The organism is Pantoea sp. S62 (genome assembly GCF_016658625.1).
GTDB classification, from domain to species: domain Bacteria; phylum Pseudomonadota; class Gammaproteobacteria; order Enterobacterales; family Enterobacteriaceae; genus Pantoea; species Pantoea vagans.
The window spans coordinates 22,938-48,980 of record NZ_JACVVI010000020.1; the positions used below are offsets into that span (position 1 = coordinate 22,938).

Genomic DNA, 26,043 nt, shown 5'->3' on the forward strand with positions numbered 1-26,043 from the left:
TATGAGCGTGCGGAAACTTTCTACAGGGAAATGGCTTTGTGAATGCTATCCACAAGGACGCGATAAAATGCGAATCAGGAAGTCGTTCCCGACAAAAGGAGAGGCCGTTGCTTATGAACAATATGTAATGAACGAATCAGCAAGTAGGCCATGGATCATTGAAAAAACCGACAAGCGAACTCTTTTAGAACTAGCTCAGCTTTGGTATGACCTGCACGGGCAGACTTTATCGTCGGGTTTAATGGTTTTCCGAAAACTGAAACTTATCGCTAACGCTTTGGGAAACCCCCGAGCCACCGACTTCACTGCAAATGATTTTGCTCACTATCGCAAGATGCGACTGAGTGGGGAAATTTTTTTAGATAAGCGCTTTCCCTATGGTGCATCAAACACCACTTTAAATATGGACCACTCTCATTTGAACAGCATGTTTAGCGAACTGAGCAGGCTTGGTGAATGGTCGCTACCCAACCCACTTGAGAAACTAAGAAAGTTAAGCACGACTGAGCGTGAAATGGCCTGGCTTGATCAGGAGCAGATAGAGCGTTTGTTAAATATCAGTCGCGCAGAAGTCGATTTGAATCGCGTAATAAGAATATGCCTGTCTACCGGCGCACGATGGAGCGAGGCGCAAAACCTTCGCAAGTCACAACTAAGCCCAAACAAAATCACGTTCACCAATACTAAAAGCAAGAAAAATCGTACGGTGCCGATCTCGAAAGAGTTTTATAAAGAACTCAACAGCATCAAGAAAGAAATCATGTTCGATGACTGCCATTACAATTTTCTGAGGGCAATCAAAAATTCATCTATTCACTTACCCAAAGGCCAGATGACACACGTACTGAGGCACACTTTTTCTGCGCATTTTATGATGAACGGCGGCAACATTTTGGTACTTCAAAAAATCTTAGGGCATCATGACATCAGTATGACGATGAGGTACGCCCACTTTGCCCCTGAACATTTAGAAACAGCTATAAAACTTAATCCAATAGCAATGGCAAAAAGTGGCGGCAGATTGGCGGCAGAGGTTAGTCCTTATTAATCCTTACTAACCTTAAACGAGGTTGTAAGTTACTGTTAAACATATAAATAACTGTTTTTGCTAGGTAAATATGAAAATCGGTCTTTTTTACGGTTCCAGTACCTGTTACACCGAAATCGTAGCGGAAAAAATTCGCGATTTTGTTGGCGAAGAGTTAGTAACGCTGCATAACGTCAAAGATGACGACCCGCGCCTGATGGAACAGTACGACTTGCTGATCATGGGCATACCGACCTGGGATTTCGGTGAGTTGCAGGAGGACTGGGAAGCCATCTGGACGCAACTGCCCGCGCTGAATCTGCAAAACAAGATTGTCGCGCTCTATGGCATGGGCGATCAGATTGGCTATGGCGAGTGGTTTTTAGATGCGCTCGGCATGCTGCACGAGTTGCTCCAGCCGATGGGCGTGCGCTTTGTCGGCTACTGGCCGCTTGAAGGCTATGAATTTACCAGCCCGAAACCGCTGAGTGCCGATGGCGCGCAGTTTGTGGGGCTGGCGCTGGATGATGTGAATCAGTTTGAGGTCACCGATGAGCGTGTTGAGCAGTGGTGTGAACAGGTGTTAACCGAAACCGCCGCACTGCTCTGACCGGTCAGGCGCGCTGGTTTGCTGTTGTTGAACCCATGCGCCAGCAGACGATGATTGCCAGCCCTGTTGCCGTTAATGCCGCGCCTTACTGAAGCAGCTGGCGCGTAACGCCCGCCATTCGTCCGGCTGCATATTGTCCTGCATCAGCCACCAGCGCAGCGCAGCCCCCTGCTCGCTCTTCGCTACCAGCAGTACGCCAATCGGTAACCACCGCAGCGGCTGGGTGGGCCGCCAGCGTTTTCCCTGCCAGATCCAGCAATGAACGCTTTCCCGCTGCAATGTGCCGTGTCGCCGAATCAATCGCCGGTAACAACGCCAGCCTTCAGCCAGCATCAGCAGAATAACCGGCGTTTTAATCAGCCAGCCGCCCACAGGCAGCGTCATCAGGATTACACCAGGAACGGCAGCCACCAGCCAGGCGCACAGACATCCGCACGCCAGGCGAGAGGGTCGCAGCTTACATTGCCACCGGGCCGCGATCATGGTTACGCTGCTGGATCAGTTTTACCATCCGCTTAAGCTCCGGATCGGCTGGCTCGCCATGATTCATGAGCCAGTTAAACAGATCGGGATCGTCACTCTTCAGCAGGGCAACAAAGACCTGCTTATCCGTGTCGTTCAGCGTGTCATACTCAAATTTGAAGAACGGCATAATCGCCACATCCAGTTCCAGCATGCCGCGACGGCAGGCCCACTGAATACGTGATTTATCATTAATATCCATGCGTCAATTTCCACAATTCACAACGTGGCCGCTAGTGTAACCTGGTTTACTGCGGCTCGCAGGCGCAGCGTCGCAGGCTGTGCAACCTGCCACATTTAAGATTATCTGTTTTCAGGGTTATCACGCCTTTTGTGCGCCGTTTTCCGTAAACAGGTTGCATTGCCAGTCGGCTCTTTTAACATTGAAGACAATGTTCCGGATGAAGCTTCTTATACAGGATACCTCCATGCCCACTTTTACTTTACCGCCGCGCCAGCCTGCCGCGTCGTCTCGTCTGCCGTTAACCCTGATGTCACTGGATAGCTGGGCGCTGGTTTCCATTACCGGTGCCGACAGCACCGCTTACCTGCAGGGTCAGTTAACGCTGGATGTCGCGGCGCTGGATGCAGACCACCATTCGCCCGCCGCACACTGCGATGCTAAAGGCAAAATGTGGAGCAATATGCGCCTGTTCCATCGCGGCGAAGGCTATGCCTATCTGATTCGCCGTGACCTGCGCGACACCCAGTTGACCGAGTTAAAAAAATACGCGGTGTTTTCGAAAGTGACGATGGCGGCTGACGATGAGTCCGTGCTGCTGGGCGTTGCCGGTTTTCAGGCATGCGCCGCGCTGGCGAATCTGTTTGATAGCCTGCCCGACAGCGAGAAACCGGTCGTGCAGCAGGGAGAAACGACGCTGCTGTGGTTCGCCCATCCGGCCGAGCGCTTTCTGATTATTACCTCGCAGGCACAGGCTGAGACGCTGAAGCAGAAGCTCAACGATGATGCACAGTTCAATGACAGTCAGCAGTGGCTGGCACTGGATATTGAATCGGGAATTCCGGTGATCGATCCGGCCACCAGCGTGCAGTTTATTCCGCAGGCCACTAACCTGCAGGCGCTGGATGCCATCAGCTTTAAAAAGGGCTGCTATGCCGGTCAGGAGATGGTCGCCAGAGCGAAATATCGCGGTGCCAATAAACGCGCGCTTTACTGGCTGGCGGGTCAGGCCAGTCATCTGCCCGAAGCCAACGCCCCGCTGGAGTTGCAGATGGGTGAACGCTGGCGTCGTACCGGCAGCGTGCTGGCTGCGGTGCAGTTAGATGACGGCATCAGCTGGATTCAGGTGGTGCTGAATAACGATCTGGAGCCGGATAGCGTGCTGCGGGTTGAAGGTGACGAGGGCGGGCATCTGACCATTCAGCCGCTGCCCTATTCACTGGATGAGAGCTGATTCAGTCATATGGCCCTTCCGCTAAAGGAAGGGCCAGTGCTGCAATTCACAATTTAATCAGCGCACATAAAAGTAGATAGCGCAGAAGTGGCAGAGACTGCCGCCCAGCACGAACAAATGCCAGATAGCGTGGTTATAGGGAATGCGGCGCGCCACATAGAAGATCACCCCCAGCGAATAGATAATTCCGCCTGCGGCCAGCAGCCAGATGCAGCCCGCTGGCAGGATCATCGCCAGCTGATAAACCACAATCAGCGACAGCCACCCCATACAGAGATAGGTCACCAGCGACAGCGCTTTAAAGCGATGTGCAATCGTGAGCTTGAACAGAATCCCGGCCAGCGCCAGCCCCCAGATCACCGCCATTAATCCATATGCCAGCGGCGTCCTCAGCCCGACCAGCAGAAACGGCGTATAGGTGCCCGCAATCAGCAGATAGATGGCGCAGTGATCCAGCTTTTTCAGCCAGGGTCTGGCCGGTCCATCCGGAACCGCATGATAGAGCGTCGAGGCCAGAAACAGCAGGATCATGCTACCGCCATAGAGGCTGTAACTGATAAAAGTGAGGGTGTCCGCCTGCCGCGCAGTGGCCTGGTTGATCATCAGTATCAGCCCGACGATACCGAACAGGCAGCCAAGGCCGTGACTGATACTGTTGGCAATTTCTTCAGCAACTGAATAACCCGCAGCGGGCCGGTGTTTTTGAGAGAGTGTAGTGGTCATATCCGGTTCCTGAACAGCGCCATAGCAGTCATAACTGTTACCCAGCGTAGCCAATAATTTTTTCAGTGTACACGTGTACGCTAAAATTATTTAGCTGAAATTCACTCTCCGTTAAACCCGGTGCTGAATCTGGTAAACTGACTGCCGGTCAACTGTTCAATGAGCCATCCATGTTTTCGCATCGCGATCTTGCCCGCCTTAACGATCTGGAAATGCAGGTCTATCAGTTCATCATTAAGCATCGCGAAGGCGTCAGCTACATGACGATCCGCGAGCTGGCTGCGCAGGCTGGTGTCTCCACCACCACCGTGCTGCGTTTCTGCCGCAAGATGGACTGCGAAGGCTGGTCGGAATTCCGCATCCGCCTGCGCTTAAGCGAAAAACAGAGCGCGCCATTGCTCAACACGGCGGGCGTCAGCGAGATGCTGAGCTTTTTTAAAAGTATTAATAACCCGGAATTTGAACAGCTCATCGCCCAGGCCGCGCAGAAAATTAATCAGGCTGAGCGGGTCTTCTTTATTGGTGTCGGCACCTCCGGCAGCCTGGCAAAATATGGCGCGCGCTTTTTTTCCAATCTCGGTAAATTCAGTCATGCGATTGACGATCCCTATTACCCGGTCGCTCCCGATCTCTATGAAAATGCCATTGCCATTATTTTATCCGTCTCTGGTGAAACCGAAGAGATCCTGCGTATTGCCAGCCAGTTCAGTCTGAACAAGTGCAGAATCATTGCGATAACCAATACGGAAAGCTGCTCGCTGGCGAAGATTGGTGATTTCAACCTCTGCTACCATGTGCCGATTATCCGTATGGCGGACAACACGGATATTACGACGCAGGTGCCAGTGACCTATATTATTGAAGCGATCGGCCGCCAGCTGGGAAAATAAAACAGCCTGTTTTTCAGGTGTAACAAACGCAATGACTGGCGCGCTGTTATATCGTGACTTTCATTATTGCCTTGCTACACTCAGCCCAATTTCAATATCCGCAATGGGGTGGAGCATGAGTGCAGAATTGCAGTTACCAAAAGGCTTTCTGTGGGGCGGCGCGGTGGCGGCGCATCAGGTTGAAGGCGGCTGGGATCAGGGCGGCAAAGGCGTCAGCATTGCTGACGTGCTGACCGGCGGTTCGCATGGCGTTGACCGGGTGATCACCGACGGCGTGCAGCCTGGCCATTTTTATCCGAACCACAAGGGCGTGGAGTTTTACTCCCACTACAAAGAGGATGTCGCGCTGTTTGCCGAGATGGGCTTCAAATGCTTCCGCACCTCCATTGCCTGGACCCGCATCTTCCCCAACGGGGATGAGCAGCAGCCCAACGAAGCGGGTCTGCAATTCTATGACGATCTGTTTGATGAACTGCTGAAGTATGGCATTGAACCGGTTATCACCCTTTCGCACTTCGAAATGCCTTATCACCTGGTCAAAGAGTATGGCGGCTGGCATAACCGTAAAGTGGTCGACTTCTTTGTGCACTTCAGCGAAGTGGTGCTGAATCGCTATAAGAACAAAGTGAAATACTGGATGACCTTTAACGAGATCAACAATCAGCGTAACTGGCAGTATCCGCTGTTTGGTTACTGCTGTTCAGGCGTGATCTTCACCGAACACGAGAAGCCTGAAGAGGCAATGTATCAGGTGATGCACCACCAGTTTGTTGCCAGCGCCAGAGTGGTCAAACTCGGTCACGATATCAATCCTGACTTTCAGATTGGCTGCATGATCGCCATGGTCCCGGTCTACCCGTTTTCCTGCCATCCGGACGATGTGGTGCTGGCCCAGGAGTCGATGCATCAGCGCTATGTGTTCAGTGACGTGCAGATGCGCGGCTACTATCCGGCGTACACCCTGAAAGAGTGGGCGCGCAAAGGGTATAACATCCAGATGGAAGCGGACGATGCCGAGACGCTGCGCCAGGGTTGCGCCGACTATGTCGGCTTCAGCTACTACATGAGTAACGCCGTGAAGACCGATGCCAGCGGCGTTGACGACCCGATTACCGGCTTTGAAGGCGTGGTGAAAAACCCGCATGTGAAAGCGTCAGACTGGGGCTGGCAGATCGACCCGGTGGGCCTGCGCTATGCCATGAACGAGATGTACGAGCGTTATCAGAAGCCGCTGTTTATTGTGGAAAACGGCTTTGGTGCTATCGATAAGCCCAATGCCGACGGGCTGATTGAAGATGATTACCGTATCGACTATCTGCGTGCGCACATCGAAGAGATGAAGAAAGCCGTGACATATGATGGCGTCGAATTAATGGGCTATACGCCGTGGGGCTGCCTGGATTGCGTTTCGTTTACCACCGGCCAGTACGACAAGCGTTACGGCTTTATTCATGTGAATAAAAACGATGATGGCAGCGGCGACTTTTCTCGTGCGAAGAAGAAGAGCTTTAGCTGGTATCAGCAGGTTATCGCCAGCAACGGCGAAAACCTCTGATTCATTACTGAAACCCGTTAACGCCCACCGGCAGCGTCAATGATGCTGCCGGTGACGTAAGAGGCCGCGTCGCTGGCCAGCCAGACGATCGCTTCCGCCACCTCTTCTGCCTCACCGCCACGTCCCATCGGGATAATGCTGGCAAGCCGATCCACCCTGCCTGGCTCGCCGCCATCGGCATGCATCTCTGTATAGATGAATCCCGGACGGACGCCGTTAACCCGAATCCCCTGCTGCGCCACTTCCAGCGACAATCCTTTCGTCAGCGTATCCATCGCCCCTTTTGAGGCGGCGTAATCGACATATTCACCAGGCGCACCGGTACGTGACGCGGCCGACGAGACGTTTACGATCGCGCCGCCCTGACCGCCGTGATGGGTGCCCATCCGCTTCACCGCCTCACGACAACAGAGAAAGGTCCCGATGACGTTAGTGGCAAAGACCTTATGCAGGCGCGCCGCATCCAGCTGCTCTGTACGGCACTGCTGAAACAGAATCCCGGCGTTGTTCACCAGCAACGCCAGCGGCACAGACTGCTGGTCGAGCTGCGCAAACATTGCCATCACCTGGGCTTCATCACTGATATCCGCCTGAACCGCAAAGGCTTCACCGCCCTGCTGCTGGATCTGTGCCACCAGCTGTTGCGCTTCTGCCTCGCGCTGACGGTAGTTCACCGCAACCCGATAACCCCGCGCGGCCAGTAACAGCGAGGTGGCCCGTCCGATACCGCGGCTGCCACCCGTAACCAGTGCCAGTTTCATGCTGATTCTCCAGAAAAAAGGGCCGACGAAGCGGCCCCTGATGGTTAATGCTTGTCTGTGCGAAGATTACTGATAGTCGCTCATCGGCACGCAGGAGCAGAACAGATTACGGTCGCCAAATACATCATCCAGACGTTTCACCGTCGGCCAGTATTTGTTGTGGCTGCCCGCCGGGAAGACGGCCAGTTCGCGGCTGTAAGGATGTGACCACTCACTGACGATTTCCAGCTGGGTATGCGGCGCATTCACCAGTGGATTGTCGTCCAGCGGCCATTCCCCTGCCGTAACCCGGTCAATCTCCATGCGGATCGCCAGCATCGCGTCGATAAAGCGATCCAGTTCGATTTTGCTCTCAGACTCGGTCGGCTCCACCATCAGCGTGCCTGCCACCGGGAAGGACATGGTCGGGGCGTGGAATCCGTAATCGATCAGGCGTTTAGCGATATCCAGCTCACTGATACCGGTTTGCTCTTTCAGCGGGCGGATGTCGAGAATACATTCATGCGCCACGCGTCCTTCACGGCCAGTGTAAAGCACCGGATAGGCGGACTGCAGGCGGCTGGCGATGTAGTTGGCATTCAGAATGGCGACTGAACTGGCCTGCTTCAGCCCTTCCGCACCCATCATGCGAATGTACATCCAGCTGATCGGCAGAATAGAGGCGCTGCCAAACGGCGCTGCGGAGACCGCGCCCTGCTGCGTCAGCACACCGTCGATCTGCACCACGCTGTGCCCCGGAACAAACGGCGCCAGGTGCGCTTTCACGCCAATCGGTCCCATGCCCGGACCGCCGCCGCCGTGCGGAATGCAGAAGGTTTTATGCAGATTGAGGTGCGAGACATCGGCGCCGATGTAGCCCGGCGTGGTAATGCCGACCTGCGCATTCATATTCGCGCCATCCAGATAAACCTGGCCGCCGTACTGATGCACAATCTGGCACACCTCACGGATGGTCTCTTCGTAAACGCCGTGGGTGGACGGATACGTCACCATGATGCAGGAGAGCTTATCGCCCGCCTGCGCCGCTTTTTCGCGCAGGTCGCCGAGGTCGATGTTGCCCTGTTTATCGCAGGCCACCACCACCACGTCCATGCCCGCCATCTGGGCGGATGCCGGGTTCGTACCGTGCGCCGAGCTCGGTATCAGGCAGAGATGACGATCGCCCTCGCCGCGGCTTTCGTGATAGCGGCGGATCGCCAACAGCCCGGCATATTCACCCTGCGCGCCGGAGTTCGGCTGCATACAGAGTGCGTCATAGCCGGTGAGCTGCACCAGCCACTGTGAAAGCTGGCCGATCATCTGCAGATAGCCGGTCGCCTGTTCCGCCGGGCAGAACGGATGCAGCTCCGCAAATTCCGGCCAGGTGATCGGGATCATTTCGGCGGCGGCATTCAGCTTCATGGTGCAGGAACCGAGCGGGATCATCGCCTGATTCAGCGCCAGATCCTTTTTCTCCAGGCTGTGCATGTAACGCATCATCTCGGTTTCGCTGTGATGACGGTTGAACACCGGATGGGTCAGGATTTCGCTGTGGCGTTGCAGGCCAGCCGGAATCGCGTGGCTTTCACTGGCGACTTCGCTGTCGAGCTTTTCCAGATCCTGGCCGTGCTCATCACCCAGCAGAATAGCGAACAGCGCCAGAATATCGTCGCGGCTGGTGGTTTCATCCAGCGTGATGCCAACGGCGTTATGGATGTCGCTGCGCAGGTTAACGCCAAAGCTCAGGGCGCGGTTCAGCACGGCGGCTTTATCCGCCACTTCCACCGTCAGCGTATCGAACCAGTGCTGATGGCGCAGCTTCAGGCCGCCCTGTTGCAGTCCGGCTGCCAGAATATTCGTGAAGCGGTGAATGCGTGAGGCAATGCGTTTCAGACCGGCCGGGCCGTGGAACACCGCGTAGAGACCGGCGATGTTGGCCAGCAGCACCTGAGAAGTACAGATGTTGGAGTTGGCCTTTTCACGGCGGATATGTTGTTCACGGGTCTGCATCGCCATACGCAGCGCCGTATTGCCCGCGGCATCACGTGACACACCGATGATGCGGCCTGGCATGGAGCGTTTATGCTCATCGCGGCTGGCGAAGAAGGCGGCATGCGGGCCGCCGTAACCCATCGGCACGCCGAAGCGCTGAGCGGAACCAAAGACGATGTCTGCGCCCTGCTTACCTGGCGCTTCCAGTAACACCAGCGACATAAAGTCCGCCGCCACGCTGACCACGACTTTGCGTGCTTTCAGCCCGGCAATCAGCGCGCTGTAATCATGTGCTTCACCCGTTGTGCCCACCTGTTGCAGTAGCACGCCAAACAGGTCGTCGTGATCGGATGCCTTGTCGGCGCTGTCGATGATCAGTTCGAAGCCGAACGTCTCCGCACGGGTACGGACCACATCCAGCGTCTGCGGATGAATATCGTCGGCAATGAAGAATTTATTAGCGTTTTTGAGCTTACTGACGCGTTTTGCCATTGCCATCGCTTCGGCGGCAGCAGTGGCTTCATCCAGCAGTGAAGCAGACGCGATATCCATGCCGGTGAGATCCAGCGTCAGCTGCTGGAAGTTCAGCAGCGCTTCCAGACGGCCTTGTGAAACTTCAGGCTGATACGGCGTATAGGCGGTGTACCAGCCCGGATTCTCCAGCATGTTACGCAGGATGACCGGCGGGGTGATGACCGCGCTGTATCCCATACCGATCCAGGATTTGTACCGCAGATTCTGGCTGGCAATGGCTTTCAGTTCGGCAAGCGCCTGCTGTTCCGTGGCGGCTTCGCCCACCGCGGGCGGGCCTGGCAGCTGAATGTCTGCCGGCACAATCGTGCTGATTAACGCGCCCAGCGAACGGGCACCAATCGCGTCAAGCATCTGCGCCTGCTGCTCAGGTGAAGGACCAATATGGCGCTCGATGAATGCACCGTTGTGTTCAAGCTGGCTGAGAGTCTGAGTCATTAGCAGTAAATCCTGAATCGGGCTGGGGGAACCGGAGAGCAAACAGAAATCTGCGGCCTCTGCACGAGGCCGCCTGACGACTACTCGTCGATGGAGGCTTTGTAAGCATCCGCATCCAGCAACGTGTCGATTTCAGACGCGTCGCTGGCTTTGATTTTAAATAACCAGCCGCCGTCATAAGGCTCGCTGTTGACCTGCTCCGGCGAGTCGGTCAGCGCTTCGTTGACCGCCACAATCTCACCGCTGATCGGCGCATAGATGTCTGAGGCCGCTTTAACGGATTCAGCCACCGCGCACTCTTCACCGGCAGCAAACGTCGCGCCCACTTCAGGCAGATCAACAAACACCATGTCGCCCAGTAACTCCTGCGCATGTTCCGTAATCCCCACCGTGTAGCTGCCATCGGCTTCTTTGCGCACCCATTCGTGGCTGTCGCGGTACTTCAACGTATTCGGCACATTGCTCATTGGCCATTTCTCCTGAATAAAATTTACTGGGCGACCGGTTTACCGGCGCGGACAAAAACGGGACGGGTAACCTGAACCGGCATCTGGCGGTTACGGATCTCAACGATGGCAGTGCTGCCAACAGAGGCAGGAACACGCGCCAGGGCGATGCTGTAACCCAGCGTCGGTGAGAAAGAACCACTGGTGATGATGCCTTCCTGCAACTGCCCCTGGTCATCGGTGAAACGCACCGGCTGGCCGTTACGCAGCACCCCTTTTTCTGTGAGGATCAGCCCCACCAGTATTTCGGTGCCACGTTCACGCTGCAGTTCCAGCGCTTCCCGGCCGATGAAATCGCGATCGGCGGGTTCCCAGCAGACGGTCCAGCCCATGTTGGCGGCCAGCGGTGACACGCCTTCATCCATCTCCTGACCATAAAGATTCATACCCGCCTCCAGACGCAGCGTATCGCGTGCGCCAAGGCCAGCCGGTTTTACACCAGCGGCCAGCAGACGCTGCCAGAAATTGGCCGCTTCTTCTGCGGGCATCGCAATTTCATAGCCCGCTTCGCCGGTGTAGCCGGTCGTAGCGATAAACAGCTCACCTGACTGCACACCGAAAAACGGCTTCATGCCAGCAACAGCCAGACGCTGTTCTTCGCTGAACAGGGTCTGCGCTTTCTGCTGCGCCTGCGGCCCCTGCACGGCAATCAGCGCCAGGTCATCACGTTCGGTGAGCGTAATGCCATAGCCCTCTGCGTGTTGGGTAATCCAGGCGAGGTCCTTCTCACGGGTCGCGGAGTTCACCACCAGCCTGAAGAACGTTTCGCTCATAAAGTAAACAATCAAATCATCAATGACGCCACCTGAAGCATTCAGCATGCCGGTGTAGAGCGCTTTGCCCGGCTGCGTCAGCTTTGCCACATCATTTGCCAGCAGGTAACGCAGGAATTCGCGGGTACGCGGACCTGTCAGGTCAACAATGGTCATGTGAGAGACATCAAACATACCGGCGTCGCTGCGCACCACATGGTGTTCATCCATCTGGGAGCCATAGTGCAGCGGCATCATCCAGCCATGAAAATCTACCATGCGGGCACCGCAGGCCTGATGCTGTTCAAACAGAGGTGTTTGCTGAGTCATAACCATCCTGTGCAGAAGCGGTTGAGTGCAAAAGTGCGCCGGAATTCAGTGCCGACGCAAACGTTCTCTTACGGCTGACGTTACCACCGAATCTGACGATTAACCATAAGCAAACCGGGGTCGAAAGCAGATGCACAGCCTAACCAGGAACGGCTGACCACAGGATAAAAAACTGCAATTTTGTGATTAATCGCGCAATAAATGCAGGACTTTTAAATATACGCAGCAAATTTATGCGGAATGGCATTCAGGATGTTAAAAAAATTCCGCACTCTGCCAGGAGATGAATGAGAAAAAGTAATGCGAATTCGGCCGCAAAATTAGAATAAATCAAACGAAGATCCCCGATGGTGCAGCATTGCCTTTTGGTGGTGCAGAGGGGTTCAGGGATAAAAAAAGCCAGCAGACGCTGGCTTATCAGAAGGCACGGATTTAACGTAGCCAGGCGGGCAAATCATTCAGGCCCATCGCCTGCTTCAGCATCATGGGTTTTACCCCAGGCAGGCGATCGGCCAGTTTCAGACCGACATCGCGCAGCAGTTTTTTTGCCGGATTATTACCGGCGAATATTTCACGGAAGCCCTGCATTCCCGCCAGCATCATGGCGGCACTGTGCTTACGGCTGCGCTCGTAGCGACGCAGATAGAGGTGCTGACCAATATCTTTACCCTGCTGATGCAGACGGCGAATTTCACCAATCAATTCGGCGGCATCCATAAAGCCAAGGTTAACGCCCTGACCCGCCAGTGGATGAATGGTGTGGGCCGCATCGCCCACCAGCGCCAGACGGTGTGCCGCAAAGTTGCGGGCATAGCGCGCCACCAGCGGGAACGACTTACGCTCGCTCTCGAGCTGGCACAAGCCAAGGCGCATATCAAACGCCACTGAGAGCTGCTGATTGAACAGCGCGTCTGGCATGGTTTCCAGACGACTCGCTTCCTGCGGCGAGAGCGACCAGACGATGGAGCTCAGATGGGGATCCTGCATCGGCAGGAAAGCCAGAATGCCGTCGCCGTGGAACACCTGGCGCGCTACCGCATCGTGAGGCTTCTCAGTGCGGACGTTAGCCACTAACGCATGGTGATCGTAATCCCAGAAGGTCAGCGGAATATCGGCTTTATTACGCAGCCAGGAGCTAGCCCCGTCAGCGGCAATCATTAATCGCGCGCTTAACATGCTGCCATCCTGCAGGGTAATAAAGGCTTCATTGTCGCCAAACGCCACCTGCTGTAACTGCGAGGGTGCCATCAGCGTTACGTCACTGCAGGCGCTGGCGCGTTGCCAGAGCGCGTTATGAATCACCGGATTTTCGATGATATGGCCCAGATGCGACAGGCCCTGCTGCTCATCATCAAAGGCGATGGTGCCGAAACTGTCCTTATCCCACACTTCCATGCCGTGATATGCGCGGCAGCGCAGCGAGAGAATGCTCGACCAGACATCCAGCTTCTGCAGCAGCCGTTCGCTGGCAGCATTGATCGCCGACACGCGAATGGACGGAGACGCACTCAGCGCCAGCGGTGGCTCCGGCGATTTTTCCAGCACGGCGATGCGCAGTCCGCTGCCCTGCAAGCCGCAGGCCACCGCCAGCCCCACCATACCGCCACCGGCAATCACCACATCAAAAGTTTGCATCTGAGCCTCTTTATTAACGCTTAACCCAGCCAAGCGTACGCTCAGCCAGTTGATTTCGTAGCCACGGCAGATGATCCATCGCCAGCAGACCCAGGTTGCGACCGGCCACCATCGGGCCATAGCGATTCGCAAAGACACGAACCAGCCCGTCGGTAATACCGATAGTCGCGGCGCGGTCGGGCTGACGACGCTGCTGGTAATGGTTCAGCACCGCATAGCTGCCGGGGTCCTGCTGCTGGCGATGGGCGGCGGCCAGGGTTTCGGCCAGCGACATCACATCCCGCAGGCCAAGATTGAAGCCCTGTCCGGCAATCGGATGCAGCGTCTGCGCTGCATTGCCCACCACCGCCACGCGGTGGGTCGCGGGCGAGATCGCCCGGTGGAGGGCCAGCGGGTAATATTCACGCTGACCGGTGTGGGTGAATTTGCCCAGGCGCCAGCCAAAGGCACGCTGAAGCTGGCTCAGGAATTCGGCCTCGCTCCACTGCTCAATGCGTTCACGCTGCGAAAGCGGATGACACCAGACCAGTGACAGACGGTTGCCGGACATCGGCAGCAACGCCAGCGGGCCATGTTCGGTGAAACGCTCGAATGCCCGGCCCTGATGAGGCAACGCAGTGGTGACATTGGCAATCACTGCGAGCTGCTGATAGTCGTCCCGCTGCCACTGAATACCGCACGAGGCGGCCAGCGCAGAGCGCGTGCCATCCGCCGCCACCAGCAGTTTGCCGCTCAGTTGCTCGCCACTGTCCAGCGTCACCTCTACCTGCTGCTCGCTGCGTTGGGCATGCGTGACGCGCGCCGGACAGCGCAGCGTCACGCCTGGCGCTTTTTTAAGTTCAGCAAACAGCCGCTGACCGACGTCAAACAGTTCGACCACCTGTCCCAGCGCCGGAATCGCGTAATCAGCCGCTGCCAGCGACACAAAGCCAGCGTGCCCGCGGTCGGAAACATGGATATCGGTAATCGGGGTGGCACAACTGGCGATGCGCTGCCACAGATTGATGTCCGCCAGCTGCTGGCAGGTGCCGGCAGAGAGTGCAATCGCGCGGCCATCGAAACCAGGATGCGCCCGACTGCCAGGCTCACTGCTTTCAATCAGCGTCACCGGCAGTGTGCCCTGGGTGAGATGGGAGATCGCCAGCGCCAGCGTCGCCCCGGTCATGCCGCCTCCGGCAATCAGAATCGTCATGCCTGTTTTGCCGCCGCCATCAGTGCTTCAATCTCATCGGCCTCTTTCACCACGCTGTCGGTGAGATTCTCAATGCCATCTTCCGTAATCACAATGTCATCTTCGATTCGGATGCCGATGCCGCGATACTGTGCGGGCACGTCCGCATCCGGGGCGATATAAAGGCCCGGCTCAATGGTTAACACCATGCCCGGCTCCAGAATCCGGTCGCGGCTCGGCGTGCCATAGTGACCGACATCGTGCACATCCAGCCCCAGCCAGTGGCTCAGGCCGTGCATAAAGAACCGACGATGCGCCTCTTCGGCAAGCAGGGTATCAACGTCGCCCTCAAGGATGCCCAGTTCAACCAGACCGGTAATCATGATGCGCACCACTTCATCATTCACTTCACGAATGCTGACGCCAGGGCGGAACATCTCAAGCGATCGCTTCAGCGAAGCCAGCACGATGTCGTAAATCGCGCGCTGCGCCGGGCTGAATTTGCCGTTAACCGGGAAGGTGCGGGTGATATCGCCCGCATAGCCATAGAATTCACAGCCTGCATCGATCAGCAGCAGATCGCCGTCGCGCATTTCACTTTCGTTTTCGGTGTAGTGCAGAATGCAGCCGTTCTCACCGGCCCCCACAATGGTGTTGTAGGAGGGATAACGCGCGCCGTGGCGGGTAAATTCGTGATGAATTTCACCTTCAAGCTGGTACTCAAACATGCCGGGCTGACAGATTTGCATGGCACGGGTATGCGCCAGTGCGCTGATTTCCCCGGCGCGACGTAACAATGCAATCTCCTCAGCATCTTTGAACAGGCGCATTTCATGCACCCACGGTCGCCAGTCAGTGAGGGTAGCGGGCGCACTGAGATTCTGACGGAAACCGCGACGCAGCTTGTCCAGCGCGCTGAACACCAGCGTATCCGCATGGGCATATTCGCCCTGCGCATGGTAAATGACGTCAAGGCCATTCAGCAGCAGATGGAGTTGTTCACCGATATCACTCCAGGGTAAGGCACGATCAACGCCCAGTTTTTCGGGAGCCGCCTCCTGGCCCAGCCGACGGCCAGACCAGACTTCCGCTGCCGGGTCACGCACGCGGTTAAACAGCACGCTGTGATTATGATTTTCATCGCTTTTGATCAGCACCAGCAGTGCCTGCGGCTCGTTAAAGCCGGTGAAATAGCTGAAGTCGCTGCTCTGGCGGAATGGGTATTCCGTGTCATTACTGCGCGTCACTTCGGGCGCAGCAAAAATTAGCGCTGCGCTGCCAGGCGCCATCTTTGCCAGCAGCGCCTGACGACGCTGCAGGTATCGTTCCAGTGAAATCATCTCTGCACTCCCTGTAAACTGACCGGTTAAACGCGTTGACCTGAAATTAGTGTAGCGTCGGTTTTTGCACTTCTGGCGCGGTGGGCTGGGGACGGGTAAACGTATCGTGGCACAGCAGTGCGGCGACACGCACATACTCGATCACCTCTTCCAGCGACTGCTCCAGCTCTTCCTGGTCTTCATCTTCTTCGTAACCAAGCTGGGCGATAGTGCGCAAATCGTCGATTGCTTCGCCGGTTTCGCCGGTGACCTTATCCAGTTTAGGCTGTGTTACGCCCAGGCCGAGCAGAAAATGGTTAACCCAGCCTGCCAGTGCATCTGCGCGGTCAAAGACAGTGATGTCATCGTCAGCAGGCAGCATCAGCTGAAACAGGAAGCCGTCATCTTCCAGCGTGGTGGCCGTGTGCTCGTGCAGCGCCGCCAGCGGCACGGCAAGAGTGTGTGAAAACGCCATGCCTTCGTTAGCCAGATCGTGTACCAGCGTCTTCCAGCTGGTGTCCTGGTTACCGCCACAGAGGATCCCGCTCAGCAGGCCATGCATTTCCGCGGGCGTCATGCCAACGCCCTGCTGGGAGAGCACAGCCGCGAGCGCGTTGTAATCGGGAGTTGCGTTCTGTAAGGACATAAGTTTTCATCGTCGTTGGCAGAATAAGTTCGTGTTATGCTACCACTAGCTGCCTCAAGGTTTCCAGAAAAGGGGTTGTATCTTATTTCGTGGGTCTATATAGTTGCCCGCCTCCCAAGCCATTGACTGCTAAGGGAGTTGCGAGCGAAGTAATCAGTCAGGAAGGTGGCATGTCTGCACAACCGGTAGATTTACAAATTTTTGGTCGTTCGTTGAGAGTGAATTGTCCGCCAGAGCAGCAAGATGCGCTCAATAGCGCGGCTGAAGATCTCAATCAACGGTTGCAAGATCTAAAAGTTCGCACTAGAGTCACAAATACAGAACAACTGGTGTTCATCGCCGCGTTAAACGTCTGCCACGAGCTGGCGCAAGAGAAAGTGAAAACGCGCGATTATGCTGCTAATATGGAACAGCGTATTCGTATGTTGCAGCAGACGATAGAACAGGCACTGGTTGAGCAAGGTCGCATCTCTGAGCGTGAGGGTGCGAAGTTCGAATAAAACTTCATGGTTGCTATCGTTACAGCAACGGTGAGGTAAATTTTCTCTGAGATGTTTGCATGTGGGCCAGTCCCCTGAGCCGATATTTCGAAAAAACAGAATGTGACGCTCTGTAACCTGTGTGCATGCTCGGTTCGTCCGAGAAGCCTGATGGTTACGACGGCATGTTCACCTTGAACCAAGGGTTCAAGGGTTACAGCCTACGGCGGCATCTCGGAGATCTCCCTTTCTGTAGTCCTGCTTTTTTCCCCGGACCGACATGTTATAGTCGCTGCACAGCGGCTTAAACGGCGGGGAAATCATGTCTGAACCTTCCATATCATCACCTTCAATGTTACAGCGTCAGGAAATTCGTCAGCAGGTGCGCCATCTGCGTCGTGCCATGACAGATGAGCAGCAGGCTCAGGCGGCCGAACAGCTTGCTGAACTCGCCCTTAACTACGCTCCAGTTACTACCGCGCGCAATATTGCCCTGTTTCTGTCGGTTGATGGTGAGCTGAATACCCGTCCGCTGATTGCCCGGCTCTGGCATCTGAAGAAAGCCGTCTATCTGCCGGTTTTACACCCTTTCTCCCCCGGTAATTTACTGTTTCTGCGCTACTCGCCCGATACAACACTGATCCCGAATAAACTGCGTATTCCTGAACCGCCGCTCGATATCCGGCAGTTGAGCACACTTGATCAACTGGATCTGATGCTGGTGCCGCTGGTGGCCTTTGATCAGCATGGGCAACGGCTGGGAATGGGCGGCGGCTTCTATGACCGTACGCTACAGAACTGGCGGCAGCACGGTTTTTTGCCCGTCGGTCTGGCACACGACTGTCAGCAGGTGGATAGCCTGCCGGTTGCAGAATGGGATGTGCCTTTGCCAGCGGTGATGACGCCGTCAAAGCTCTGGCAGTGGGAGTAGAAGAAGCACTGTTAGGGGATTTTCAGACGGCTTAAACCCATATTTGGGCGCAACTGGCAGCAATGAAATAGCTCAATGCGCAGGGAAGATGGTCAGAAGAGGAAAGCGTCCCGCGCAAGGGACAAAAACGCCGGGAGCGTTTTTGAACAGCGCAAAGCGTTGGCACGTTCACGGGCGCACCTCAGGGATGAGGTGCGTACTAAAAACGCCGGGAGCGTTTTTGAACAGCGCAACGCGTTGGCCCGGCAACGGGCGCACCTCAGGGATGAGGTGCGTAATCGCGCGGGCCGAGCATGCCATGGATGGCAGCTTTTGCGTCTTTCCGATCTGACCGTGTTCTCTTCGCAGTCTCGGTATTACAGCAAATCGGGACAGCCTGTATTAACTACCTGAAGAGACGCGACTAAGCGCCTATTCAGGTTGGTATCACTTAGTAAAGCAAACGAGCGCGGATAGTGCCCGGAATCGCCTTCATCAGCTGCAGTGCGTTCTCTGCCACTTCTGGCTCTGCATCAATGTCGATAACCACATAACCCATAAACGGCGAGGTCTGCAGATACTGCGCGGCGATGTTGATGCCCTGCTCTGCGAAGATCTGGTTGATGGCCGTCAGCACGCCGGGACGGTTTTCATGGATGTGTAGCAGACGGCTGGCGCTGATACCGTGAATCGGCAGTGACACTTCCGGGAAGTTTACAGCCGAGAGAGTCGAGCCGTTATCGGAATATTTCGCCAGCTTACCCGCTACTTCAATTCCGATGTTCTCCTGCGCTTCTTCCGTCGATCCGCCAATGTGCGGTGTCAGGATCACGTTGTCGAACTCACTCAGAGGAGAGATAAACGGCTCGCTGTTGGTGGCAGGCTCGGTCGGAAAGACATCGATGGCTGCGCCACCCACATGCTTGCTGGCCAGGGCATCACACAGCGCCGGAATATCCACGACGGTGCCGCGTGAGGCGTTAATCAGCAGCGCACCGGGTTTCATCTGCGCCAGTTGCTCTGCACCGATCATATCCTGTGTAGAGGCGGTTTCCGGCACGTGCAGGCTGACAACGTCGCTCATGTTGAGCAGATCGGCCAGATGGCGTACCTGGGTGGCATTACCCAGCGGCAGCTTGTTTTCAATGTCGTAGAAGAAAACATGCATACCCAGGCTTTCTGCCAGCACGCCCAGCTGCATCCCGATATGGCCGTAACCAATAATACCCAGCTTTTTACCACGCGCTTCAAATGAACCTTTGGCAATCTTATTCCAGATGCCACGGTGTGCTTTCGCATTCGCTTCGGGGATGCCACGCAGCATCAGCAGCATCTCACCAATGACCAGCTCTGCCACCGAGCGGGTATTCGAGAACGGCGCATTAAATACCGGAATACCCCGGCTCGCAGCCGCCTGCAGATCAACCTGGTTAGTGCCGATACAGAAACAGCCAACGGCAACCAGCTTTTCAGCCGCCGCAAAAATCTCTTCAGTGAGCTGGGAGCGGGAACGGATACCAATGAAGTGCGCATCGCGGATCGATGCTTTTAACGCGTCGGAGTCCAGTGCGCCCTTGTGGAATTCGATGTTGGTGTAGCCTGCAGCCCGCAGATTCTCCAGCGCGCTCTGATGGACACCTTCCACCAGCAGGAACTTAATCTTATCTTTTTCCAGTGATACCTTTGCCATTTCCCGATCCTATTCAGCATTCAATGAGGACTACCATAAGCCAGCCTTCTGTCAAAATATCAAAAAAATCGCGTCCGGCAATACAAACGATTGCCCGGCAGCCAGCACGGCAATGGCTGACAGCAGCACATTGCCGGACAAAATCATGAGGTCAGCGATGAAGAGAGAACGAACCTACTGTCGATGACGGTTATGTGACATAAGTCACCAAATTTCACTGACGTGAGAAAAGATGATTTGCAGGCAGAAATAACCGGCGCCTTTACAGCGCCAGACAGATCATTTTTTGATGGTTTTCACGCCATCAGGGCCGCCAATCAATGCGATATCGGCACCGCGCGCGGCAAAAAGGCCAACAGTAACGACGCCAGGCAAGGCATTGATGGTTTTTTCGAGCTCAATCGGATCGAGAATGCGCAGATTATGCACATCAAGAATAATGTTGCCGTTATCGGTCACCACGTTCTGACGATACTCAGGTAGGCCGCCCATTTTCACCAGCTGACGCGCCACGTAACTGCGCGCCATCGGAATCACTTCGACTGGCAGCGGAAAACGCCCCAGCACATCGACCTCTTTTGAGGCGTCAGCGATGCAGATAAAGGTCTCGGCCACCGCGGCCACGATCTTTTCACGCGTCAGCGCTGCGCCGCCGCCTTTGATCATCTGCATCTGTGGGTTGATCTCATCCGCGCCATCAACGTAAACCGACAGCAGGTCAATCTCGTTCAGATCGAACACCTGAATGCCCAGGCTTTTCAGCTTTTGGGTAGAGGCGTCGGAGCTGGAGACGGCACCTTCGATCTGATGCCTGACCGTGGCCAGCGCATCAATAAAGTGGGCAGCGGTGGATCCGGTGCCTACACCAACAACGGTGCCCGGCTGCACATAGTCAAGTGCAGCCCAGCCAACGGCTTTTTTCAGTTCATCCTGGGTCATGGTATGTTTAAAACCTGTGCGACAACGAAGTGCGCGTAGTATAAAACAAGGCTTGCTGAAAATGCTCGGCTGTCCGACGTGGATTTAACGCTTTGGAAGCCAGCCCACAAAAAACAAGCGAGCCATCACAGGTGACACTTTTGTGGCATAGTGACGTCCACCCTGAAGGAGAGAGAAGAAGAATGAAACGCCCGGATTATCGAACGCTTCAGGCGCTGGATTCAGTGATCCGCGAACGCGGCTTTGAGCGTGCCGCACAAAAGTTGTGTATCACCCAATCGGCGGTTTCACAGCGTATCAAGCAGCTGGAGAACCTGTTTGGTCAGCCGCTGCTGGTGCGCACCGTGCCGCCGCGTCCGACTGAACAGGGTCAGAAATTGCTGGCGTTACTGCATCAGGTGGAGCTGCTGGAAGAGGAGTGGCTGGGCGATGAGAACAGTGGCACCACGCCGCTGCTGCTGTCGCTGGCGGTCAACGCCGACAGTCTGGCGACCTGGCTACTGCCTGCGCTGAAAGATGTGCTGGCAGATTCCCCTGTCCGTCTGAATCTGCAGGTCGAAGATGAAACCCGCACTCAGGAGCGTCTGCGTCGGGGTGAAGTAGTCGGTGCAGTGAGTATTCAGCCGCAACCGCTACCGAGTTGTCTGGTGGATCAGCTCGGTGCGCTCGACTATCTGTTTGTCGCGTCACGCGACTTTGCCGATCGCTTCTTTCCTAACGGCGTCACGCGCTCAGCCCTGCTGAAAGCGCCTGCGGTGGCGTTTGACCATCTTGATGATATGCATCAGGCCTTCCTGCAGCAGAACTTTGATCTTTCACCCGGCAGCGTGCCCTGCCACATCGTGAACTCCTCTGAAGCCTTTGTGCAGATGGCGCGGCAGGGTTCAACCTGCTGTATGATCCCGCATCTTCAGATTGAGCGTGAGCTGGCAAGCGGTGAGTTAATCGATTTGACGCCGGGATTGTGTCAGCGCCGGATGCTCTACTGGCATCGGTTTGCGCCGGAGAGCCGCTTAATGCGTCGGGTGACCGATGCGCTGATTGCGCATGGACATCGGGTGCTGCGGCAGGATGACGTGGCAGCCTGAAAACAAAAACGGGGCGAAAGCCCCGTTTTTGTTGCTGACAAATCGGGATAACCAGGAGTCTTACAACAACAGAAAAGTTAAACGCGAAGGGAACAGGGTCAGAAGAGGAAAGCGTCCCGCGGCCTGGGACAAAAACGCCGGGAGCGTTTTTGAACAACGCAACGCGTTGGCCCGGTCACGGGCGCACCTCAGGGATGAGGTGCGTAATTGTGCGGACCGAGCGGCCAGGGATTGGCCTTAGCGACTTTCCGATCTGACCCTGTTTCCTGTGCAGGCACCGTCTCACAGCGAACCAGGCCAGGTTTTGTCAACAATCTCAAACGGGACATCAGCCCCGTTTTGCATTATGGCGTGTTGGGCTTGAGCTCAAACACCACATCGACCTGATCGTCAAAGTTGATGCTCTGCTGATCGTAGGTTTCCTGCGCCGACGTATCTGCCGCGGCTGCCGCTTTATACATGCGGTTCATTGGCATCGGCTGATAGTTGGCAACCTGATAACGAATGCTGTAGATGGATCCCAGCTTCGCGTTGAAGCCTTCAGCCAGCTGTGAGGCCTGCTGAGTCGCGTTCTTAATCGCGGCTTTACGCGCCTGCTCTTTGTAGCTTTCCGGGTTTGCCACGCCTAACTCAACGCTGCGTACCTCATTCAGACCAGACTTCAGCGCCCCGTCCAGTAGATCGTTCAGCTTGTCCAGTTGACGCAGGGTGACCTGCACCTGACGCACCGCGCGATAACCTTTCAGTACCGATTTACCCTCTTTGGTGTAATCGTACTCAGGCTGTGTGCTCAGGTTAGCTGCATCGATATCTTTCTTCTCAATGCCGTTTTTCTGCAGAAAATCGAAATATTGCGCAACCCGGCTATCCGCCTGCTTTTTCGCATCTGCAGCATCTTTCGACGACACGTTCACCACGATTGAGAGCGTCGCGATATCGGGACGGGCATCGACCGTTGCCTTGCCTGAGGTCACCACGTGCGGTCCGTTCGGTAACTCATCAGCGTGTACGCCAGGCAATGCCCCGGCGCTCATGATTGCGGCCAGAGCCAATGCTTTCAGTTTCATGAAAGTCCTCCTTGAAAAGGTCACTATGACGGCTTCCAACCGGCGAAGCCCAAAAGCGCATCGGTATGCGCCATGCTTTGAGTGGTCATTATGGCAAAAGTTCGCCTGCGGTGCGGCAATTACCGGCGCGGATCGCAGCCGGGATCAAAAACCGGCAATGCCCTGGCGCGCCAGCTGCAGGGCGATAAACCACATCACCGCGCCCACCAGCAGGTTAATAACGCGCTGGGCTTTCGCGGTACGCAGGCGCGGTGAGAGCCACGCGGCCAGCAGGGCCAGACCAAAGAACCAGAGGATCGACGCACTGATGGTGCCCAGCGCGAACCACTGACGCGCCGTGGTAGTCGGCAACTGACCGCCAAGACTGCCCAGCACCACAAAGGTGTCGAGGTAGACGTGCGGATTGAGCCAGGTTACCGCCAGCAGCGTCGCAATGATGCGTCCCCTGCTCTGCTTTAACGGCGCACCATCCGTCAGATCGGCCTCACCGCGAAAAGCACTGCGCAACGCGCCCCAGCCATACCACAGCAGAAAAGCCACGCCCGCCCAGGTGATGACCATCAGCAGCAGCGGAGACTGGCTCAGCAAGGCGCTGCCGCCAAAGATGCCGCCGCATATCAGCAGAATATCGCTCAGCGAGCAGAGTGCCGCCGTCATCAGATGGTACTGACGTTTTACACCCTGATTCATCACAAATGCGTTTTGCGGCCCCAGCGGCAGTATCAGCGCGGCGCCGAGGGCAAGCCCCTGAAAGTAGAGAGATATCACAGCATTACGTCCTCACATGGTCAGATGCGAAGAAGTATAAAGAGAGGAAATGATTAGCGGAAATTGAAAGAATTAATCTGCGATTAGCAAAATTAATGGGCGACGGGCGCCGCCCATTGACTGATTATTGCGACTGAAGCTGGGTTTCGACGGCTTCAGGCACGGATTTCTGATGCAGATGCACATCCATCTGCGGATAAGGAATACCAATTCCTTTGCTATCCAGCGCACGTTTGAAGTTCTTCAGCAGATCCCAGTAAACGTCCTGCAGGTCTCCGCTGTTGCTCCAGCAACGCACCACAAAGTTCATGGAAGAAGCAGCCAGTTCGTTAAGACCGATCTGAATACCCTTCTCTTTCAATACACGGCTGTCGGCTTCAACGACCTGCTGCAGTAAGGCAATGACTTCATCCACATCCGCTTCATAAGCGACGCCAATGATAAATTCATTGCGACGAACCGGCTCACGCGAGAAGTTAACGATGTTTCCGCTGATGATTTTACCGTTTGGCACCACCACAATTTTGCCATCCCCGGTCCGGAGCGTAGTGGAGAAAATCTGCACATGCAGTACGGTGCCCATCACGCCACCCAGATCAACAAACTCGCCTGTACGGAACGGGCGGAAGGTGACCAGCAGGACGCCTGCGGCCAGGTTTGAGAGCGATCCCTGTAAGGCCAGACCAACTGCCAGACCAGCAGCACCCAGTACAGCAATCACCGAGGCGGTCTGTACTCCAATGCGTCCCAGGGCTGCGATAATGGTAAACGCGATAACGCCATAGCGCACCAGCGCGGAGAGGAAGTCTGCCACGGTCGCGTCGATATGACGGGCGCGCAGCAGGCGATTTACGGCATTAGAGATGATACGGGCGATGACCATCCCGATAATGATGATGGCGATAGCGGCAACGATATTTACGGCATAGCTGATGATCAGCGCCTGATTGCGAATCAGCCAGTTACCTGCGTTATTTAAGCCGTCGACGACGTGTAAATCTTCCATTAATAAGCCCTGTTGTTAGATTCCCACCGGGAATGAAAAAACTGCCAGATGACATCCGACACCCTGCCATCAAGGGTAATCAATTATCCCCTTAAGCGCCAAACCGTCGGGCTTTAAAGCGCGTTTTTACGAAAATTTTGCATAAAAAAAGGCCCTTTCGGGCCTTTTTTGTACGATAACTGAATGTCAGTTACAGCACGTCGACAGCGTTAAGCTCTTTGAAAGCCTGCTCCAGACGCACGACCATAGAGGCCTGGGCAGAACGCAGCCAGACACGTGGGTCGTAGTATTTTTTGTTTGGCTTGTCGTCGCCTTCCGGGTTACCCAGCTGCGACTGCAGATAGCCTTCGTTCTTTTTGTAGTACTGCAGGATGCCGTCCCAGGTTGCCCACTGGGTATCGGTATCGATGTTCATCTTGATCACGCCGTAGCTGATAGACTCTTCGATTTCTGCAGCTGAAGAACCTGAACCGCCGTGGAAAACGAAGTCCAGCGCGTTGTGCGGCAGGCCATGTTTTTCACACACATATTTCTGCGAATCGCGCAGAATGGTCGGGGTCAGTTTCACGTTACCTGGCTTGTAAACGCCGTGTACGTTACCGAATGAAGCCGCAATGGTGAAGCGCGGGCTAATCGCATGCAGTTTTTCATACGCGTAGTTCACATCTTCCGGCTGAGTGTAGAGTGCAGAAGCGTCCATGTGGCTGTTATCCACGCCATCTTCTTCACCACCGGTACAGCCCAGTTCGATTTCCAGCGTCATGTCGAGTTTCGCCATACGCGCCAGGTATTTGCTGCTGATCTCGATGTTCTCTTCCAGAGACTCTTCTGACAGGTCGATCATGTGAGAAGAGAACAGTGGTTTACCGTTTTTCTGGAAATACTCTTCACCCGCGTCCAGCAGACCGTCGATCCATGGCAGCAGTTTCTTGGCACAGTGGTCGGTGTGCAGGATAACCGGCACGCCATACTGCTCAGCCATCAGGTGAACATGATGTGCACCCGCGATAGCGCCGAAAATGGCCGCGCCCTGTGGTTTATCAGTCTTGAAGCCTTTACCCGCGATAAATGCAGCACCGCCGTTAGAGAACTGGATGATGATTGGCGCTTTAACTTTCGCAGCGGCTTCCAGTGCGGCATTGATAGAGTCGGTGCCGACGCAGTTTACGGCTGGCAGTGCGAATTTGTTCTCTTTCGCAACTTTGAAGATCTTCTGTACGTCATCACCAGTGACAACGCCGGGTTTTACGAAATCAAAAATTTTAGACATGATTGTGTCCTGTTTCGTGACCGT

At 55.4% G+C, this 26,043-nt stretch carries 25 protein-coding genes and 1 other RNA gene; 9 read left to right on the top strand and 17 right to left on the bottom strand.

The annotated features are described in order from the left end of the window. Position 1 precedes the first annotated feature (1 nt). Complete coding sequence (locus IBT54_RS21750) at positions 2–1,048, top strand: tyrosine-type recombinase/integrase (RefSeq protein WP_201253050.1); 1,047 nt, start codon at positions 2–4, stop codon at positions 1,046–1,048. Positions 1,049–1,118: 70 nt separating this feature from the next. Further along, entirely contained in the window at positions 1,119–1,637 is a 519-nt protein-coding gene (fldB, locus tag IBT54_RS21755) for a flavodoxin FldB (RefSeq protein ID WP_201253051.1), read from the top strand. A 72-nt stretch (positions 1,638–1,709) separates the two neighbouring features. Here the strand turns inward: fldB and IBT54_RS21760 are convergent, their stop codons facing one another. Beyond that, positions 1,710–2,120 (bottom strand): protein YgfX, encoded by a 411-nt coding sequence (locus tag IBT54_RS21760; protein ID WP_095706727.1) that lies wholly within the window; start codon positions 2,118–2,120, stop codon positions 1,710–1,712. Further along, positions 2,095–2,361: an FAD assembly factor SdhE gene (sdhE, locus tag IBT54_RS21765; protein WP_013358937.1), complete on the bottom strand. Its 267-nt coding sequence runs from the start codon at positions 2,359–2,361 to the stop codon at positions 2,095–2,097. Before sdhE ends, IBT54_RS21760 begins: the two co-directional genes overlap by 26 nt. Positions 2,362–2,587: 226 nt before the next feature. On the opposite strand from sdhE, the gene ygfZ reads away from it, so the two are divergent. Beyond that, positions 2,588–3,574 (top strand): tRNA-modifying protein YgfZ, encoded by a 987-nt coding sequence (ygfZ, locus tag IBT54_RS21770; protein ID WP_201253052.1) that lies wholly within the window; start codon positions 2,588–2,590, stop codon positions 3,572–3,574. A gap of 57 nt (positions 3,575–3,631) precedes the next feature. Here ygfZ and IBT54_RS21775 read toward each other — a convergent pair whose 3' ends face one another. Next, positions 3,632–4,297 (bottom strand): hemolysin III family protein, encoded by a 666-nt coding sequence (locus tag IBT54_RS21775; RefSeq protein ID WP_013358939.1) that lies wholly within the window; start codon positions 4,295–4,297, stop codon positions 3,632–3,634. Positions 4,298–4,467: 170 nt separating this feature from the next. Between IBT54_RS21775 and IBT54_RS21780 the strand changes: the two genes are divergently transcribed. Further along, on the top strand, positions 4,468–5,187 hold the full coding sequence (locus tag IBT54_RS21780) for a MurR/RpiR family transcriptional regulator (RefSeq protein WP_013358940.1): 720 nt from the start codon (positions 4,468–4,470) through the stop codon (positions 5,185–5,187). 115 nt (positions 5,188–5,302) lie between these two features. Next, positions 5,303–6,742 (top strand): 6-phospho-beta-glucosidase, encoded by a 1,440-nt coding sequence (locus tag IBT54_RS21785; protein ID WP_201253053.1) that lies wholly within the window; start codon positions 5,303–5,305, stop codon positions 6,740–6,742. A gap of 17 nt (positions 6,743–6,759) precedes the next feature. Here IBT54_RS21785 and IBT54_RS21790 read toward each other — a convergent pair whose 3' ends face one another. From IBT54_RS21790 to IBT54_RS21825, 8 genes are all read right to left on the bottom strand, one after another. Then, positions 6,760–7,503 carry an SDR family oxidoreductase gene (locus tag IBT54_RS21790; RefSeq protein ID WP_033784003.1) on the bottom strand — a complete coding sequence of 248 codons (744 nt, stop codon included), beginning with the start codon at positions 7,501–7,503 and terminating at the stop codon, positions 6,760–6,762. Positions 7,504–7,569: 66 nt separating this feature from the next. Next, positions 7,570–10,443 carry an aminomethyl-transferring glycine dehydrogenase gene (gene gcvP / locus IBT54_RS21795; protein ID WP_201253054.1) on the bottom strand — a complete coding sequence of 958 codons (2,874 nt, stop codon included), beginning with the start codon at positions 10,441–10,443 and terminating at the stop codon, positions 7,570–7,572. A gap of 80 nt (positions 10,444–10,523) precedes the next feature. Continuing rightward, positions 10,524–10,910, bottom strand: a complete 387-nt coding sequence (gcvH, locus tag IBT54_RS21800) for a glycine cleavage system protein GcvH (RefSeq protein ID WP_033733675.1) — start codon at positions 10,908–10,910, stop codon at positions 10,524–10,526. A 23-nt stretch (positions 10,911–10,933) separates the two neighbouring features. After that, complete coding sequence (gcvT, locus tag IBT54_RS21805; protein WP_201253055.1) at positions 10,934–12,031, bottom strand: glycine cleavage system aminomethyltransferase GcvT; 1,098 nt, start codon at positions 12,029–12,031, stop codon at positions 10,934–10,936. Between the two features lie 432 nt (positions 12,032–12,463). Continuing rightward, positions 12,464–13,666, bottom strand: coding sequence for an FAD-dependent 2-octaprenylphenol hydroxylase (gene ubiI / locus IBT54_RS21810; protein ID WP_201253056.1), 1,203 nt, complete (start codon positions 13,664–13,666; stop codon positions 12,464–12,466). Positions 13,667–13,679: 13 nt separating this feature from the next. After that, entirely contained in the window at positions 13,680–14,858 is a 1,179-nt protein-coding gene (ubiH, locus tag IBT54_RS21815; RefSeq protein ID WP_201253057.1) for a 2-octaprenyl-6-methoxyphenyl hydroxylase, read from the bottom strand. Further along, positions 14,855–16,177, bottom strand: a complete 1,323-nt coding sequence (gene pepP, locus IBT54_RS21820; protein ID WP_201253058.1) for a Xaa-Pro aminopeptidase — start codon at positions 16,175–16,177, stop codon at positions 14,855–14,857. Before pepP ends, ubiH begins: the two co-directional genes overlap by 4 nt. A gap of 46 nt (positions 16,178–16,223) precedes the next feature. Further along, entirely contained in the window at positions 16,224–16,802 is a 579-nt protein-coding gene (locus IBT54_RS21825; protein WP_033733679.1) for a YecA family protein, read from the bottom strand. 170 nt (positions 16,803–16,972) lie between these two features. Here IBT54_RS21825 and zapA point away from each other — a divergent pair, with 170 nt between their 5' ends. The 3 genes from zapA to IBT54_RS21840 all read left to right on the top strand — a co-directional run bounded on the left by zapA (position 16,973) and on the right by IBT54_RS21840 (position 18,212). Next, positions 16,973–17,302 carry a cell division protein ZapA gene (gene zapA, locus IBT54_RS21830; protein WP_008925677.1) on the top strand — a complete coding sequence of 110 codons (330 nt, stop codon included), beginning with the start codon at positions 16,973–16,975 and terminating at the stop codon, positions 17,300–17,302. Between the two features lie 40 nt (positions 17,303–17,342). Then, a non-coding RNA gene (gene ssrS, locus IBT54_RS21835) (6S RNA) lies at positions 17,343–17,526 on the top strand. 92 nt (positions 17,527–17,618) lie between these two features. After that, entirely contained in the window at positions 17,619–18,212 is a 594-nt protein-coding gene (locus IBT54_RS21840) for a 5-formyltetrahydrofolate cyclo-ligase (RefSeq protein ID WP_201253071.1), read from the top strand. Between the two features lie 430 nt (positions 18,213–18,642). On the opposite strand, the gene serA is transcribed toward IBT54_RS21840, so the two are convergent. Further along, positions 18,643–19,881, bottom strand: coding sequence for a phosphoglycerate dehydrogenase (gene serA / locus IBT54_RS21845; RefSeq protein WP_033733680.1), 1,239 nt, complete (start codon positions 19,879–19,881; stop codon positions 18,643–18,645). A gap of 279 nt (positions 19,882–20,160) precedes the next feature. Beyond that, positions 20,161–20,820, bottom strand: a complete 660-nt coding sequence (gene rpiA, locus IBT54_RS21850) for a ribose-5-phosphate isomerase RpiA (RefSeq protein WP_013358954.1) — start codon at positions 20,818–20,820, stop codon at positions 20,161–20,163. A 182-nt stretch (positions 20,821–21,002) separates the two neighbouring features. Between rpiA and IBT54_RS21855 the strand changes: the two genes are divergently transcribed. Then, a complete protein-coding gene (locus tag IBT54_RS21855) occupies positions 21,003–21,908 on the top strand; it encodes a LysR family transcriptional regulator ArgP (RefSeq protein ID WP_010248822.1) in 906 nt (301 codons plus the stop codon). 344 nt (positions 21,909–22,252) lie between these two features. Here the strand turns inward: IBT54_RS21855 and IBT54_RS21860 are convergent, their stop codons facing one another. From IBT54_RS21860 to fbaA, 4 genes are all read right to left on the bottom strand, one after another. Beyond that, positions 22,253–22,975, bottom strand: coding sequence for an oxidative stress defense protein (locus IBT54_RS21860; RefSeq protein ID WP_033784009.1), 723 nt, complete (start codon positions 22,973–22,975; stop codon positions 22,253–22,255). A 144-nt stretch (positions 22,976–23,119) separates the two neighbouring features. Next, on the bottom strand, positions 23,120–23,743 hold the full coding sequence (argO, locus tag IBT54_RS21865) for an arginine exporter ArgO (RefSeq protein ID WP_201253059.1): 624 nt from the start codon (positions 23,741–23,743) through the stop codon (positions 23,120–23,122). Positions 23,744–23,867: 124 nt separating this feature from the next. Next, positions 23,868–24,749 carry a small-conductance mechanosensitive channel MscS gene (mscS, locus tag IBT54_RS21870; RefSeq protein WP_201253060.1) on the bottom strand — a complete coding sequence of 294 codons (882 nt, stop codon included), beginning with the start codon at positions 24,747–24,749 and terminating at the stop codon, positions 23,868–23,870. A gap of 190 nt (positions 24,750–24,939) precedes the next feature. Further along, a complete protein-coding gene (gene fbaA / locus IBT54_RS21875) occupies positions 24,940–26,019 on the bottom strand; it encodes a class II fructose-bisphosphate aldolase (protein ID WP_013358958.1) in 1,080 nt (359 codons plus the stop codon). Positions 26,020–26,043: the final 24 nt, after the last annotated feature.